The organism is Nocardiopsis alkaliphila YIM 80379 (genome assembly GCF_000341005.1).
In the GTDB taxonomy this organism is placed as follows: domain Bacteria; phylum Actinomycetota; class Actinomycetes; order Streptosporangiales; family Streptosporangiaceae; genus Nocardiopsis; species Nocardiopsis alkaliphila.
Genome location: NZ_ANBD01000091.1, coordinates 1 through 14234 on the forward strand (window position 1 = coordinate 1; position 14234 = coordinate 14234).

Annotated in this window: 10 protein-coding genes and 1 pseudogene; 2 read left to right on the forward strand and 9 right to left on the reverse strand. The window is 68.6% G+C overall.

Translation table 11 applies throughout. The annotated features are described in order from the left end of the window. A pseudogene (locus D472_RS0113560) lies at positions 1-636 on the forward strand (glycosyltransferase family 2 protein); the annotation flags it as partial. A 31-nt stretch (positions 637-667) separates the two neighbouring features. Here the strand turns inward: D472_RS0113560 and D472_RS0113565 are convergent. The 4 genes from D472_RS0113565 to D472_RS0113580 form a co-directional block, all read right to left on the reverse strand. Beyond that, complete coding sequence (locus tag D472_RS0113565; protein WP_026117667.1) at positions 668-1123, reverse strand: MaoC family dehydratase; 456 nt, start codon at positions 1121-1123, stop codon at positions 668-670. 81 nt (positions 1124-1204) lie between these two features. Beyond that, the gene (locus D472_RS0113570; RefSeq protein WP_017605030.1) at positions 1205-2350 is read right to left on the reverse strand and encodes an enolase C-terminal domain-like protein; all 1146 of its coding nucleotides are present in this window, start codon (positions 2348-2350) and stop codon (positions 1205-1207) included. Positions 2351-2612: 262 nt separating this feature from the next. After that, entirely contained in the window at positions 2613-3731 is a 1119-nt protein-coding gene (ald, locus tag D472_RS0113575) for an alanine dehydrogenase (RefSeq protein ID WP_026117668.1), read from the reverse strand. Between the two features lie 141 nt (positions 3732-3872). Continuing rightward, positions 3873-5090 carry an amidohydrolase family protein gene (locus D472_RS0113580; RefSeq protein ID WP_017605032.1) on the reverse strand — a complete coding sequence of 406 codons (1218 nt, stop codon included), beginning with the start codon at positions 5088-5090 and terminating at the stop codon, positions 3873-3875. 300 nt (positions 5091-5390) lie between these two features. On the opposite strand from D472_RS0113580, the gene D472_RS0113585 reads away from it, so the two are divergent. After that, positions 5391-7475, forward strand: a complete 2085-nt coding sequence (locus D472_RS0113585; RefSeq protein ID WP_017605033.1) for a cytochrome c oxidase assembly protein — start codon at positions 5391-5393, stop codon at positions 7473-7475. 249 nt (positions 7476-7724) lie between these two features. On the opposite strand, the gene D472_RS0113590 is transcribed toward D472_RS0113585, so the two are convergent. The 5 genes from D472_RS0113590 to D472_RS0113610 form a co-directional block, all read right to left on the reverse strand. Next, on the reverse strand, positions 7725-8153 hold the full coding sequence (locus D472_RS0113590; RefSeq protein ID WP_017605034.1) for a hypothetical protein: 429 nt from the start codon (positions 8151-8153) through the stop codon (positions 7725-7727). Positions 8154-8254: 101 nt separating this feature from the next. Beyond that, positions 8255-11245 carry an AAA family ATPase gene (locus tag D472_RS0113595; protein ID WP_017605035.1) on the reverse strand — a complete coding sequence of 997 codons (2991 nt, stop codon included), beginning with the start codon at positions 11243-11245 and terminating at the stop codon, positions 8255-8257. Continuing rightward, complete coding sequence (locus tag D472_RS0113600) at positions 11245-12402, reverse strand: exonuclease SbcCD subunit D (protein WP_017605036.1); 1158 nt, start codon at positions 12400-12402, stop codon at positions 11245-11247. The genes D472_RS0113595 and D472_RS0113600 overlap by 1 nt, the downstream gene beginning before the upstream one ends. A gap of 124 nt (positions 12403-12526) precedes the next feature. Continuing rightward, on the reverse strand, positions 12527-13186 hold the full coding sequence (locus D472_RS0113605) for an O-methyltransferase (RefSeq protein ID WP_026117669.1): 660 nt from the start codon (positions 13184-13186) through the stop codon (positions 12527-12529). A gap of 83 nt (positions 13187-13269) precedes the next feature. Beyond that, positions 13270-13983, reverse strand: a complete 714-nt coding sequence (locus D472_RS0113610; RefSeq protein ID WP_017605038.1) for a metal-dependent hydrolase — start codon at positions 13981-13983, stop codon at positions 13270-13272. Between the last annotated feature and the right edge of the window lie 251 nt (positions 13984-14234).

The window sequence follows — 14234 nt, forward strand, 5'->3', positions numbered from 1 at the left end:
GATCTGCGTTTGTGGATGGTGGGACCGTGGTCGAGGCTGCACGAGGGACGCCGCCGACCGTTGGAGGAGGAGTACCTCGATCTACGTCTGACGCAGGAGAGCTTCCGGGGTGATCCTCGGGTGCGGTTCGTGGAATCGGTTCCTCGGATCGACGCGCGGGTGCCGTTTCGCCTGTATCTGGAGGCCGGCCCACCACCGACGACGGAGGCCTTGGCCAAACTGGTCCGGTCCTGTGACCGGTCTGGGGCGGGGTTGTTGTGTGCGCCGCTTCCCGGAGCGCTCCGTGCGGGCGAAGGTGTGTTGCGTCTGGAACGGACCTGCGCCTACGCCCGGGCCCGGCACCTGGTCCCTCAGGCCCGGGGCAAGGAACTGGACCGTGTGGTGGAGGAGGTCTTCGGCATCCACTGGATTCCCGCCACAGGCATCGTGACGTCCCTGGGGCCGGGGGAGGCCGAGTTGGAGGGCACGCCCTCAACGGACGCTCCGGAGGAATCCGTGGCGCAATTGCGGGCCCGGCTCGAGAAGGCCACGGCCCAGGGTGACCGGATGCGCCTCCGGGCCGAACGGGCCGAACGCAAGCTGCGCTGGTTCACCCCTGGGCTGGGCCGCAGGGTCCTGCGCCGCATCGCGCGCTGAGCGGCACAGGGACGTTCAGGGTCGTCGTCGGTCACGGAACCCAGAGGCCGAGGCTCTCGGCGACCAGGGCGGGGCGTTCCTGACCCTCGATCTCCACGGTGTGCCGGGCGTTGAGCAAATACCCCTTGGGGGTCTCCTTGACCTCGAGCAGTTCCACCGCGTCGCGTACGCGCGAGCCCACGACCACGGGTTGGAGGAAGCGCACCTTGTTCAATCCGTAGTTGATGGACATGGTGGGCTTCTTGGTGATCTTGAAGGTCTGCTGGGAGAAGTGGGCCAGCAGGGACAGTGACAGGTAGCCGTGCGCGATGGTGGCACCGAAGGGGCCCTCGGCGGCACGTTCCGCGTCGAGATGGATCCACTGGTGGTCCTCGGTCGCGTCGGCGAACTTGTCGATGCGGCCCTGGTCGATGGTCACCCAGTCGGTGTGGCCCAGATGTTCACCCTGGGCGGCGATGACCTCGTTGATGTCGGCGAATTCGCGCACCACGTCTCCACGGTTCGGTTGAGGGTCGGGCCCGCTCGTCGGGACCCTGTGGTGAGCGCCACTGTACCTAACAGTGTTCGGTTATGTGGGGTCGCCCCCCCGACCTTGGGAGGTGCCGGGGTCCACGGCCTGCGTCGAACCCAGCAATAGCGTGCACGCCGTAAAGCCGGACAGGGTCGCCGGGTCCAACTCATGTCCCAAGCCGACCCCGGCCAGCGGCACCGGCACCACACCGTCGTGCGCGCGCACCGGCGGGATCATCAGGTCTCGACCACGCGCACCCGCACGGGGCATCTCCACCGGCAGGTTCGCTCCGGCCAACGATGCCAAGGCGACCGTCGCCGCGCGAGCCACTCCGGTACGCGCCGGGGAGCCGCACCACACCTGCCATTCCGCGTCCGCGGCCATGTCCACCGCTCGCCGGGCCGAGGTCAGCCCGCCCAACCGGACCGGATCGACGTTGACGGCACCACCCGCCTCGGCGCGGATCGCCGCCTTCAAGTCCTCCAGCGAGGTGAGAGAACGATGCAGTGCCACCGGGGTGCGCAGTTCGGCCGTCAAACGGGTGTGCGCGCCCAGGTCCTCGGGGTCGAAGGGGTCCTCGATGGCCACCAGGCCCAGGCCGTCCAGGGAGCGGAGCGCGTCCAGGTCCGCTTCGGACTCGGTATAGCGGCCTCCCGCGTCCACTTGGAGGACGAGGAAGGGGAAGCTGGTCTGCACCGCGCGGACCACATCGGTGTCCCAGCCCGGTTCGATCTCCAGCCTGATCCGCCGATAACCCGCGCCGACCTGCCGATTCACCTCGGTGATCACCGACTCCAGACAGACCTGCCGGGGCAAGGTCGCCCCGGCGGTGAGCGCGGTGCGCGACCCGCCCAGAGCGTGCGCCAACGGAGTGGAACGCTGCCGACTCCACAGGTCCCAGCACGCCGTGTCCAAAGCTCCCACCAGTGCGGGGTCCCAGGGCAGATCGGCGAAGGCCTCCATCACCTCGGTCGGTCTGCGCCAGGAATGGTCGAGGAGGGCGGGGGCGAAGGTTCGTGCCAGCGCCTCCCACTGTTCGGGAGTGGTTCGAGGGACCTCGCCCCAGCCGTTCACTCTTCCGTCGGACACCCGCACCAGTACCGGGACCGTACCGCCGGCATCGCGCCCGGCCAGGGACGGTCGCAGCCGTACCAGTTCGAGTTCGACGATCCGGGTCACGGTCACCGCTCCGGCGTGTGTCACTACAGTCCCACCTTTGTTCGGGCCACGGGCTCGGGCCCGTCGTTGGGAGGACCCATCTTCGACGGTACCGCCGCCCGACCTGGCCGACCACCCCGCGCGCCCTGCTCGATGGGGAGAGGTACCCAGGTAAGACGGGTCCTGGACGAGCAAGGACGGGTTCGTTCGCCACCGAAAGGGCCGCGCGTGGGATCGCTCACCCGGACGGCGAGGAGGGGGCACCCATCATGGCGGCCCCTTCCTCACACCACTCGTCGGTCGACTCTCAGTCGGCGAGCACCTCGGACAGTCGACGGTGCTTGAGCCCGTGCGCTTCGGCCACCGGTGCGTAGACCACCTCCCCGGCGAAGGTGTTGAGCCCTTGCGCGAGGGAGGCGTCATCGTTCAAGGCCCGCCTCCAGCCCTTGTCCGCGAGCGCCACGGTGTAGTGCAAGGTGTCCTTGGTGAGAGCGTGCGTGGAGGTGTTGGGAACCGCACCGGGCATGTTGGCGACGCAGTAGAACACGGTGTCGTGCACGGTGAAGGTGGGATCGTCGTGGGTGGTGGGACGGGAATCCTCGAAGCAGCCGCCCTGGTCGACCGCGATGTCCACCAGGACCGAGCCCGAGCGCATCCGGGACACCAAGTCGTTGGAGACCAGCTTTGGAGCTTTGGCGCCGGGGACGAGCACCGCGCCGATCACCATGTCGGACTCCAGGACCGCCGACTCCACCTCGAAGGCGTTGGACGCCACGGTCTTGACCTGGCCCCGGTAGATTTCGTCCAACCGGCGGAGCTTGTCGACGTTCAGGTCCAACACGGTGACGTCGGCACCCATGCCCACGGCGATCTGCGCGGCGTTGAGCCCGGCGACACCGGCGCCGATCACGGTGACGCGGGCCGGACGCACGCCCGGCACCCCACCCATCAGGACACCGAGGCCGCCGTTGGGACGCTGCAGGGCGGCCGCGCCGACCTGGGGGGCCAGTCGCCCGGCCACCTCGGACATGGGTGCCAGAAGGGGGAGGGAACCGTCGGGAAGCTGAACGGTCTCGTAGGCGATGGCGGTGACCCCGCGTTCCAACAAGGCGTCGGTGCACTCGCGGGAGGCGGCCAGGTGCAGGTAGGTGAAGAGGGTCTGCCCTTCGCGCATCCGGTGGTATTCGGTCCGGACCGGTTCCTTGACCTTGAGGATCAGGTCACCGGTCTCCCATACCTGGTCGGCGGTGTCCAAGATGGTGGCGCCCGCCCGCCGGTACTCCTCGTCGGTGATGGAGGACCCCAGGCCCGCGTCGTGTTCGATGAAGGTCTCGTGACCGCGACGGGTCAGTTCGTGTACCCCGGCGGGGGTGATCGCCACTCGGTACTCGTGGTTCTTGATCTCACGGGGCACGCCGATGCGCACGTTGTCCTCCTGGTCGGTATCGCCTATGAACACCTCCACACCGTGATCGGCGAAGGCGCCCGTGCGCCATCGCCAATGTGCATGGCGCTCAGCGACCATGCTGACAGGGTCCGAGTTCGGCGCGCGGAGCGGGACACGGGTTCAGCACCGTGCTCCTCGACCCGACACCCACGCCCGTTCGACGCGACCGGTCAACCGCATCCCCGCGTAGGGGCCGGGATCGGTCGGCGGAACCAAGGTGGTGGCCGCGTCGTCGAAGGCGACCAGATCGGCCTCGAAGCCCTCCTGGATACGTCCCCGAGTCAACCCCAGGAGGTCGGCGGGGCCTTGGGCGGCCCATCGAGCCAGGTGTGCCAGTGACAGGTCGCGTCGGCGTGCGGCGGTCCACAACGCCGTCAGGTTCCACCGCAGGGTGTACAGACCGAGGGTGGGCAGATGGCCCGACCCGATGGTATGGATCGCCGACTCGGGTTCCAGCAGCGCGCTCCACAGCGCCTTGCGGTTGGCGTCCGAACGCAGAGGCGGCCGACAGGCCCGCGCCGGCGAGTCGGGGCCGGGGAACTCCGAGGACAGGCACAGGTAGTGCGCACAGGTGTGCGCGCCCAGTTCCACACCGACCGCGTCGGCCGCCGACAACAGGGCGGCGCACTCGGCCGCGGTGAACGGGCCGACGTGGGTGCGCGCCCCCACCACCCGGGCGGCGGCGATCACCCGCTCCAACCCTCGACGTTCGGCTCGGGGCGGGCGCTGGTCCGCGGCGACCGGCGAGGCACCGAGCTCGCCGGCGTCCTCGGCGTGCACCAGCAGAAGGGAGTCCAAGGCGGCGATCTCCGCCATGGCCTTGCGCAACCGGGAGTCGCTCAACGCCGCCATGTCCGGGGCGCCCCCGTCGGAGAGGGAGGCCTGGAACGCCACCACGCCACCGGCCTGCAGGTCGGCCAGGTCCAAGGGACCGGTGCCCTGGTCGACCCCGCCCAGGAAGACGATGGAGGCCGCGGTCCCGGCGGCCGCGCGCCGGTGGATTCGGAGTGAGTCGGCACAGGTGATCGCGGGCCGGGCGGGGGCGGGCGCGACGGCCAGGCAGGTGACCCCGCCGCGCAGGGCGGCCACCCCGGCCTGGTGGTAGGAGTCGCTCAGTGTTCGTCCGGGGGCGTGTACCCCGGTACCGAGGTCGACCGCTCCCGGCAGCAGCGCACTCTCCCCCAGGTCCACGACCTCCAAGGCGCGTTGTGGTGCCTCGAGGGATCGGTGGGGCAGCACCGCCTCGATCCTGCCCTCGCGGATCGCCACGTCGGCGGATCGGATCCCGTCGGGGACCACCACACGTGTGGAACGGATGACGGTGTCGAAATCGGGCATCGTTTCCCCTTCGTGCGCCTGAGCGCGTTCATGCCGAGGAGGGGATGCGGTGGCGGCTCCGAGCGTATCGCGTGGACCACCTCGGCATGGGGGAAACGTCACTATCGGCGGCGGCTTTCGAGTTTGCGGGGGTGGCCACTCGAGGGCGAGTCCGACACTGTGTAGTAAACGGACTAACCTTGGTCGAGGTGTTCCTCCGTGCAAGGCCCCTGCCGGACCCCGACGTGACAGCAGTGCGGTGGCCATCACGACCAAGGGCCCTGACCTGCCAGTTGTACGAACTCGACGACGGAGTGGCACGTGGCTTCTCCCGCACACAACGACAATTCCCCACTCAAGGAACACCCGATCGATGCCGATCGCGGCCCCGGTACGGACATCGTCGGACTCTTCACCCTGATCGCCGTACTGGTGTGCGCCCTCGCCCTGGGGGCCACGCTCGTCCTGGGCGGTTCGGTCTTCGCCCAGGTCATCCCGGGCCTGCCGGACGCCGGTGAGGCCGTGCGCTGGGGCATGCCCATCGCCAAGACCGTCATGGACGTCGGCGCGGTCATGACCATCGGGCTGCTGCTCATGGCGGTCCTGCTGTTGCCTTCCTTCAAGGGGCGCCTGTCCGACCAGGCCATCGGGTACGTGCGCGCCGCCACCTGGGCGTCCCTGCTCTGGGCCTTGGCCGCGGTCGCCACCCTGTACTTCCAGGCCTCCGAGTTCCTCGCCAAGCCCATGGGCCAGGTGAGCATCGACGAGGTCACCGCCTACGCCGGTTCGGTCTCCGGCGGCATCGCCCTGATGTCCGTCATCCTCCTCGCGACGGGCATCGCGCTGTTCGGCCGCACCACCACCGGGGCCACCGGTGGTCTGTGGTTGCTCATCGCCTCCCTGGCCGCGGTGACCCCGCCCGCCCTGACCGGGCACTCCGCCTCCTCGGGGTCCCACGAGTTGGCCGTCACCGGGTTGGCCCTGCACCTGATCTCCATCTGCGTGTGGGTGGGTGGACTGGTGGCGGTCACCTATCACGCGGTACGTACCGATGGCGAGGCGCCGGCCACCGCCGCGCACCGGTTCAGCCGCATGGCGTTGTGGGCCTACGTGGGTGTGGCGATCAGTGGTGCCGCCAGCGCCTTGGCCCGTCTCTCCTCGATCAACGACCTGTTCGGCACCGAGTACGGGCTCATCATCGTCGTCAAGATCGTTCTGTTCGGCGCCCTTGGGGTGTTCGGCTACGCTCACCGCAGGTGGGCGGTGGGAAGGATCGAACAGGCCCCCGCAGGTCAGGAGGGGTATACCTTCCGCCGCTGGAACTTCTTGCGCCTGGCCGGGGTCGAGATCCTCATCATGGCCGCGGTGATCGGTGTCTCCGTGGGGCTGGGCCGTACGGCGCCGCCGCCTCCGCTGGAGAGCACCGTCGACCCGGCCGCGGCCATCCTGGGCTTTCCGATCCCGCCCGAGATGGATCTGCGGAACCTGCTCACCCTGTGGCGCCCGGACCTGTTCTTCATCATGTTCGTGCTGGTCGCCGGAGGGCTGTACCTGGGCGGGGTGTATCGCCTGATCAAGCGGGGAGACAAGTGGCCGATCGGGCGCACCGCCTCCTTCCTCCTAGGGTTGCTGACCATCGTCGTGGTCCAGCTCAGCGGCTTCGCGACCTACGCGATGATCATGTTCTCGACGCACATGATCCAGCACATGGTGCTGGCCATGGTCACCCCCATCCTGTTGGTGCTGGGCGCCCCGGCCACCTTGGCCCTGCGTGCCCTGCGGCCCGCTGGGCAACGGGGTGACCGGGGACCGCGCGAGTGGCTCAACGCCTTCCTCAACAGCCGCTACTCGAAGATCGTCACCCACCCCGCGGTGGCCGCTCCGATCTTCGTGCTCAGCCCGTACGCCCTGTACTTCACACCGTTGTTCCCGGCGTTGATGAACGACCACCTCGGTCACCTGCTCATGGGCGTGCACTTCCTCGTCTCGGGCTTCCTCTTCTACTGGGTGATCGTCGGCGTCGACCCGGCCCCGCGCAAGGTCCCGTTCCTACTGCGCATCCTGTTGCTGCTGGTGGCGATGGGTTTCCACGCCTTCTTCGGTATCGCCATCATGGAGCAGACCGCGCCCATGGCGATGGAGTACTACGGTCGGTTCACCATCCCCTGGATGGAGAACCCGATCGAGGACCAGTACGCGGGCGGTGGTGTGGCCTGGGCACTGGGCGAGATCCCCACGGTCATGGTGATGATGGCCTTGGTGGTGCAGTGGTCACGTGACGACGAACGTCAGGAGCGCCGACGGGAACGGCACAGCCGACGTGACGGCTCCGACGACGCCGACATGGACGCCTACAACGCCTACCTCGCCGAGCTCGATCGTCGCTCACGCGAACAACGGGGCTGAACCGGTCCGTCCTACCCGGCCCCTACCTCTTTCGGAGGTAGGGGCCGCGGCCTTGGACAGGGGCGCCGGCACTCGACCTCCTCGCCGTCAGAAGCATCCCCTCATCGGCCTCGTCGGTGCCGGCTCGAAGGAACGGGCCGTACGCGTCGGTGCCGGGGCTCCCCGGTGGGGACCCCGGCACCGAGTCGCCAAGGGTCGTCGTGCAGGGGGCCCGTGGTCGAAAAAACGGTCACGGGGCGAAAGTCGTGCTCAGGAGAGGAAAGCCATCACCCCGGTCACCAGGAGGGCCATGGCCAGGCAGACGACCAACCCACCGAGCAGTACCGAGGGGGTCGGCCGGATTCCGGTCAGCTTGGCCTGACCACTCATCAGAGCCTGACGCCGGGCCACCAGCGGCAGCATGGCGGCGTTCACGCCGTACATCACGACCGCCACCGTGCTCGCGCCGGCCAAACCCACCCAGAAGCCGGCCCCGGCGGACATCACGTTCAGTGCGGCCAACGCCGGAAGAACGATCCAGAGCACGATCGAAGCGGTCCCGAACACGGTGAGCAGTCGAGGGGAGGCCCCACGAGAGCTTCCCGAGAGCACGAGGAGCAGACCGAGCAGGGCCGCCACCAGGATGGCGCCCCCGATTCCGTACACGGCGATGTCGACCAGCGAATTCACGCTGATCATTGTCCCACCGTCGTGCCGGTGCCCCGTCCCGGGGTGCCGATGCGCGACGATGGAGGTGGCGGTGCCGGTCCAGACGAGGCGAAGGCTTTGAAAAGCCCTGATCATCCGTGGTGCTGCACGTGTGAACCCGAGGGACCCTTGCGCACGGTCAGTCGACTGGTCACCCGCCGGCGAAGGTCCGCCACGTGGCTGACCACTCCCACGGCTCGGCCACCGTCACGCAACCGGTCCAACACCTCCAGGACCTCTTCGAGGGTGTCTTCGTCCAGGGTGCCGAAACCCTCGTCGACGAACAGGGTGTCGATCTCGGCACCTCCGGCCTCGGCGGTGGCCACGTCGCCCAACCCCAAGGCCAGGGCGAGCGAACTGAAGAAGGTCTCCCCACCCGAGAGCGTGGCCGGGTCGCGTTCCACCCCGGTCCAGGAGTCCACCACACGCATCCCCAGACCACCGGCGGAGCGGGACCTGCCGTCTCCGGCGGCCTTGTCCACCGTGTACCGCAACTCGTACCGGCCGTCCGACATGGTCAGCAGCCGGTCGTTGGCGGCCGCCACCACCTGTTCCAGCCGGGCCGCCAACACGTAGGCGGACAGTCGTACGCTGTCGATGTTGTCCGGGGAGGTCCCCGCGGCCAGGGTGCTCAACCCTTGAGCCACCGAATACCGGCGCAGCAAGGGTTCGGATCCGAACATACGGTCGCGCAGTTCGACGCGCAGGTCGGCCAGGCGACGGGCCCGTTCGGTGAGCATGCCCTGCCAGGCCACCGCCCGATCGGCAGCGCGCTCGGCGGTGGTGGACGCCACCTCCAAGGCGACCAGGTCCGGTGGATCCTGTTCCCCGGCGGCCACCAGGTCGGGATCGGTCAGCAGGGCCTGGGCCGCGGCCCACCGGTCGTCGAAGTCTCGTGCTCGCTTGCGTAGGTCCGCGCGATCGGACTCGTCCAAGGTCGCGGTCAGCACCTCGGCCTCATCGGTGAACCCCGCCTCGGCACGGGCCCTCTCGGCCTCGGCACGGGCCATGCGCAGTTCCTCGACGGACCGAGCACGATGTTCCATCGCCTCGACCGTCCCGCGCAGTAGGTCGGCCTCGTTCGCCAGGCGGGAGATCCGTTCGACCAGACCGGGATCCGATCCCCGGGCTTGATCCAGCAGGCTGGTCAGCCGCTCGTGTTCGGTGGCCGCGCCATGGCGTCGGGCGGCCAATTCGCCCTCCTGGCGGGTCAGCTCGGTGACCTGCCCCTGGGCGTGGTGCAGGTCGTCGCGCAGCCGTGTCAGTTCCTGCTCCAGCCGTTCACGATCGTCGACGGCCGCTCGTGCCCGAGCCAACTTCGTGCGTCCGGCCTCGACCTCCTGAGCGGCCTCGGTGGTGGTCCGGCCCTGTGCGACCCTGGCCTCGGTCTCCAACCGTCCTTGTAGCCGCAGGACCTCGCTCTGGGCCTCGGAGCGACGTGTGGCCGCCCGGTCCGCCTCGGCCTGGGCGGCCCGTTCCTCCTCCGCGGTGACCAGCCCCTCCTCGCTGGGGCGGGCGGGGCGGGGGTGTTCGGTGGATCCGCACACCGCGCATGGATCGCCTTCGATTAAGCCGGCCGCGAGTTCGGCCGCCATGTGTCCGATCCTGCGTTCACGCAGTTCCTGGGCGCGATCGCGGGCCCGCTGAGCGGTGTCCACGGCCGCGCGTCGCAACTCCTGGGCCCGTTCCAGCCCGTCGGTGAGCCGCTGGTGTTCGATGGCGGCACGGTGCCGGTCCTGGGCGTGCTCCAGCGCCTCCTGAGCGGCCTCCACCAGCCCCGCGCGTTCGCGGACCCGGTCCAGTTCACGCTCGACCGTCTCCACCTGGGAGGGGAGGACTCGCGTGTGCTCCCGGGCTTGTTCGATCTTCGAGGTCAGGGCTCGAATCCGCCGGTCGAGGTCGGCCGACTCACGTTGGAGGTCACGCCGGCGTTCGGCGTCCTCACGCAACGACTCCAAACGGACCAGTTCGTCGCGGCGCCCCCGTTCGGCCTCGCGCAGCGCATCGACCTTGCCAGGTGCGTCCGTGCCGGACGCGTCCACGTCGGTGAGCCCGTCCACCAGGGCCAGTCGGTCGGTGACGGCCAGTTCGGCCTTGTCCAGTTCGGTACGGCGGCGGTCGCGGGCACGCAGGAACGGCAGGACCGCGTCGGTGCGTTCGGCGGCGGCCAGGCGTTCGGTGGTCCGGGTACGCCAGAGGCGACGTTCCTCCAGTCGGGCCAGCCCTTCGCGGGCCTCGTGCAACCGCTCACGCCGCCGGTGTAGGGCACGCCCGGTGGTGAGCTCCTCCCGGGCCCGGTCCCGGGCCAGCGTGAACTCCATGGTGAGGCCTTCGGCGTCACGGGCGGTGGCGGCGGTGACCGTGGCCAGTTCGGCCGCCCAAGCGGTCACCTCATCCGGGTCCTGGGGCATGGCGGAACGACCCGCCTCGGCGATCCGCCCGGCGACCTCGCGTACCGCTTCTTCCGCGGAGCGCACCTGGCGTTCCAGTTTGCGGGTGTGTCCACCCAACCACTCCTCCACGTCCCGGAAGACGCGAGTGTTGAAGATCCGTTCCAGGGACTTGCGGCGGTCGTCCGACTTGGCCCGCAGGAACTGGGCGAAGTCGCCCTGGGGCAGCATGACGATCTGGCAGAACTGGGTGAGGGTGAGCCCCAACAGGTCACCGACGAATTGTCCGGCCTCATCGGGGCGGGTGGTGACCCCCTGCCAGGTGCCCTCCAGCAGTTCGGTGACGACCACCTTCTGGTTCTGGGTGACGGTGCCGCTGCCGCGCTTCTTCGGGCGCTCCCAGCGGGGTTTGCGGATGACGTGGACCCGGCGGCCCTGAACGGTGAACTCCAGGGTCACCTCCGGCTCCCGGTCGGCGGGGGCGTGGTCGCTCTTGGGGGAGCGGTCCTTGCTGCGTGCCCCGGGGACACTGCCGTACAAGGCGAAACAGACCGCGTCCAGCACCGAGGTCTTGCCCGCGCCCGTGGGTCCGTGCACGAGGAAGAGCCCGCCTTGGCCAAGGCGGTCGAAGTCGACCCGCTCGGTCCCGGCGAAGGGCCCGAAGGCGGTCATGGTGAGGGTGTGCAGGCGCATCAGTGGATCCCTTCCTGGAGACGGACCTCTTCGACGGCCCGGTCCACCAGTTCGCGCTCGTCCGGGGTGACGGGGGCGCCCCTGGCCCATTCGACGAAATCGATGACCACGTCGCGTTCGGGACGCTTGGCGATGGCACCGGTGACGGGACGCCGGTCGGGGGCTCCACCCTCGGGGGCGAACTCCAACAGGAGGGCGTGGGGGAAGCGTTCGCGCAGTCGCTCCATGGGGCGGGCGGGCCTGCGCGGATCCGTGAGGGTGATCTGGAGCCAGTGGCCGGTGTAACGCTCCCACTCGGCGGAGGTGAGCAGGTCCTCGATTCGGCCGCGGATCCTGGCGAGGGGGCGTGGCACCGGCGCGTCCACGAATTCGGCGCCGGCGAATCCGCCCGCGTCCAGTTCCACCAGCCAGTAGCCCTTGCGGTGGTGTTCTTCGGAGAAGGAATAGGCCAGCGGGCTGCCCGGATAACGCACCGTGGGGGTGATGGTCTGCCGGCCGTGCAGGTGACCCAGGGCGACGTAGTCCACCCCGTCGTAGATCGAGGCCGGTACGTGCGAGGCACCGCCCACCGAGATGTCGCGTTCACTGTCGGAACCCTCGCCGCCGGTGACGAAGGAGTGGGAGAGCACCACCGAACGGGTGCCGGGACGCTCGGCGAGGTCGGCTCGGACCAGGTCCATGGCGTGCCCGAGGGCCGCGGGGTGACCCCGTTGGGACAGGTTCCAGTGGTGGCGAGCGATCTCCGGTTCCAGGTAGGGGACGCCGTAGAAGGCGACCGGGCCGTGTTCGTCCTCGATGACCACCGGTGTGCCCACCCCGTCCAGGGAGCTGCGCAGATGGATTCCGGCGGCGTCGATCAGGTCGGTGGCGAAGGCCATGCGAGCCATGGAGTCGTGGTTACCGCTGATCAACACGGCTCGGGCACCCGTTTCGCGGATACGGCCCAAGGCCCGGTCGAACAGGCGAACGGCGTCCACCGGTGGTAGGGCACGGTCGTATAGATCGCCGGCGACCACCACCACGTCGACCCGTTCGGTGTGGATGGTCTCGACGAGGTGGTCCAGGAAAGCGGCCTGGGCGTCGATGAGGTTCTCCCGGTGGAAGGAACGACCCAGGTGCCAGTCCGATGTGTGCAGCAGGCGCATGGCACCGGACATTACCCAAGTCGTGGTGTTCTCGCCGGGAGAACCCTCGGCTCCGTGGACGACCCTTCTCCACAGAGCCGCCCCTTCGGCTTCCTCCTCACGGCTGAAGTCGGGGGTCCGTGCCGCTGGGAACCGATCAGTGCTTGCGGGCCAGTGTCAGGCCGTCACCGATCGGCAACAGGACCTGGGTCACACGGTCGTCGGAGGTCACACGTGCGTTGAAGTCACGAATGCCCCGCACGGAGGGCGCGGTCTGTTCGGGATCGATCACCCGCCCGTGGGAAAGGGTGTTGTCGGCCAACAGCAGGCCTCCGGGACGGATCCGAGGGACCAGTTCCTCCCAGTAGTCGACGTAACCGGTTTTGTCCGCGTCCAAGAAGGCCAGGTCGAACCTCGTGTCGTCGGGCAGGGCCCGTAGCGAGTCCAAGGCGGGGCCGATCCGCAGGTCGATCTTGTCCGAGAGCCCGGCACGTTCCCAGTAGCGGCGGGCCACCGAGGTCCATTCCTCGCTGATGTCCAAGGCCAGGAGGGTGCCGTCCTCGGGTAGACCGCGGGCGAAGCAGATCGAGGAGTATCCGGTGAAGGTGCCGATCTCCACCACGCTTCGGGCTCCGGAGAGTTGGGTGAGCAGGGTGGTGAAGGCCCCTTGTTCGGGGCCGATCTGCATGCCCTTGTGGTCGGGGAAGAGCCGGGCGGTCTCCTCGGCCAGATCGGCGAGGACGGGGTCGACCGGTTCGCTGTGGGCAACGATGTAGGAGTGCAGTTCAGGGCTGAGGCCCTCTGAGCTTCGAGTCACCGGACCAGAGTAGAAGGCCTCCACCGAAAGAGCCCACAGGCCCGCGCCGAGTCCTCGGCGCGGGCCTGGAGCGAACACCACCGTCAGTGTTGGGGCAGCAGAGCGGGCCAGTCGAACAGGTAGATCGCACCCACGATGACACCGACCGTCAGCAGTGGGGTGACCACCTTCTTCTCCACGGGACCGTCGGTGGCGAAACCCTGGCCCTGACCGATGCGCTTCTTCCAGAACGGCCAGAACATCGGTACGCCCATCTTGGTGATCATGTCACCGAAGAAGTGCAGGATCACGCCGAAGGCGACCGCCAGGCCCAACCAGGTGTAGTCGAGGCCGGCGGTGTACAGCCCCAGGGTGATCGCCGCCGTGCCCAGGGCGTTGATGATGCCCGACGCGGCCCGGTTCTTGTCCAGGCCGAAACCCAGGCCCTGGAGCGCGATACCGATGAGCAAGAACACGAAGACCTGCACGGCGAGTTCGGACCACAAGGCCAGGAGCGTCACCACCACGCCCATCAAAGCGGCGAAGAAGAACGAGTGCGTGCCCATGCGGTGCCCACCGAAGGCCCAGTTCATGATGTCGCTGAGGACCTCGGTGACCTTGCCATAGGTCTTGGTCACCGTCGCGCTCTTGTGGTCCAGGTCGGGCAGGAGGGCGGCCCCCGCGCACACCAACGAACCGGCGACGATCTCGCCCGGACCCAGCTCGAAGCTGAGAGCGAGGAATTCCTTGCCCTGGATCAGCGGAACGACCGCCATCCAACCGACCACGCCGCTCAGCGCGTGAGAGTGCCCCATCATGGCGGGAACCGTAGCGGAATTCTCTTATTCACCGCGAATCGGAGTCCGGTTTCGGTCAGGCACTTTGTTCCCCTGAGCACCAGGAAACACGTGCTTCACAGAGTGAGGAGTCGAATGCGTTGCGATATCACGCCCCACCTCGAAGATCATTGACGCTCCTCCTGGCCAGTTGGTAAACAACCAACTACCCCCCAGGTGGCCAGGCCACCACTCGACGATTACCTGACAGGGGCCGTCATGACACAGCACGA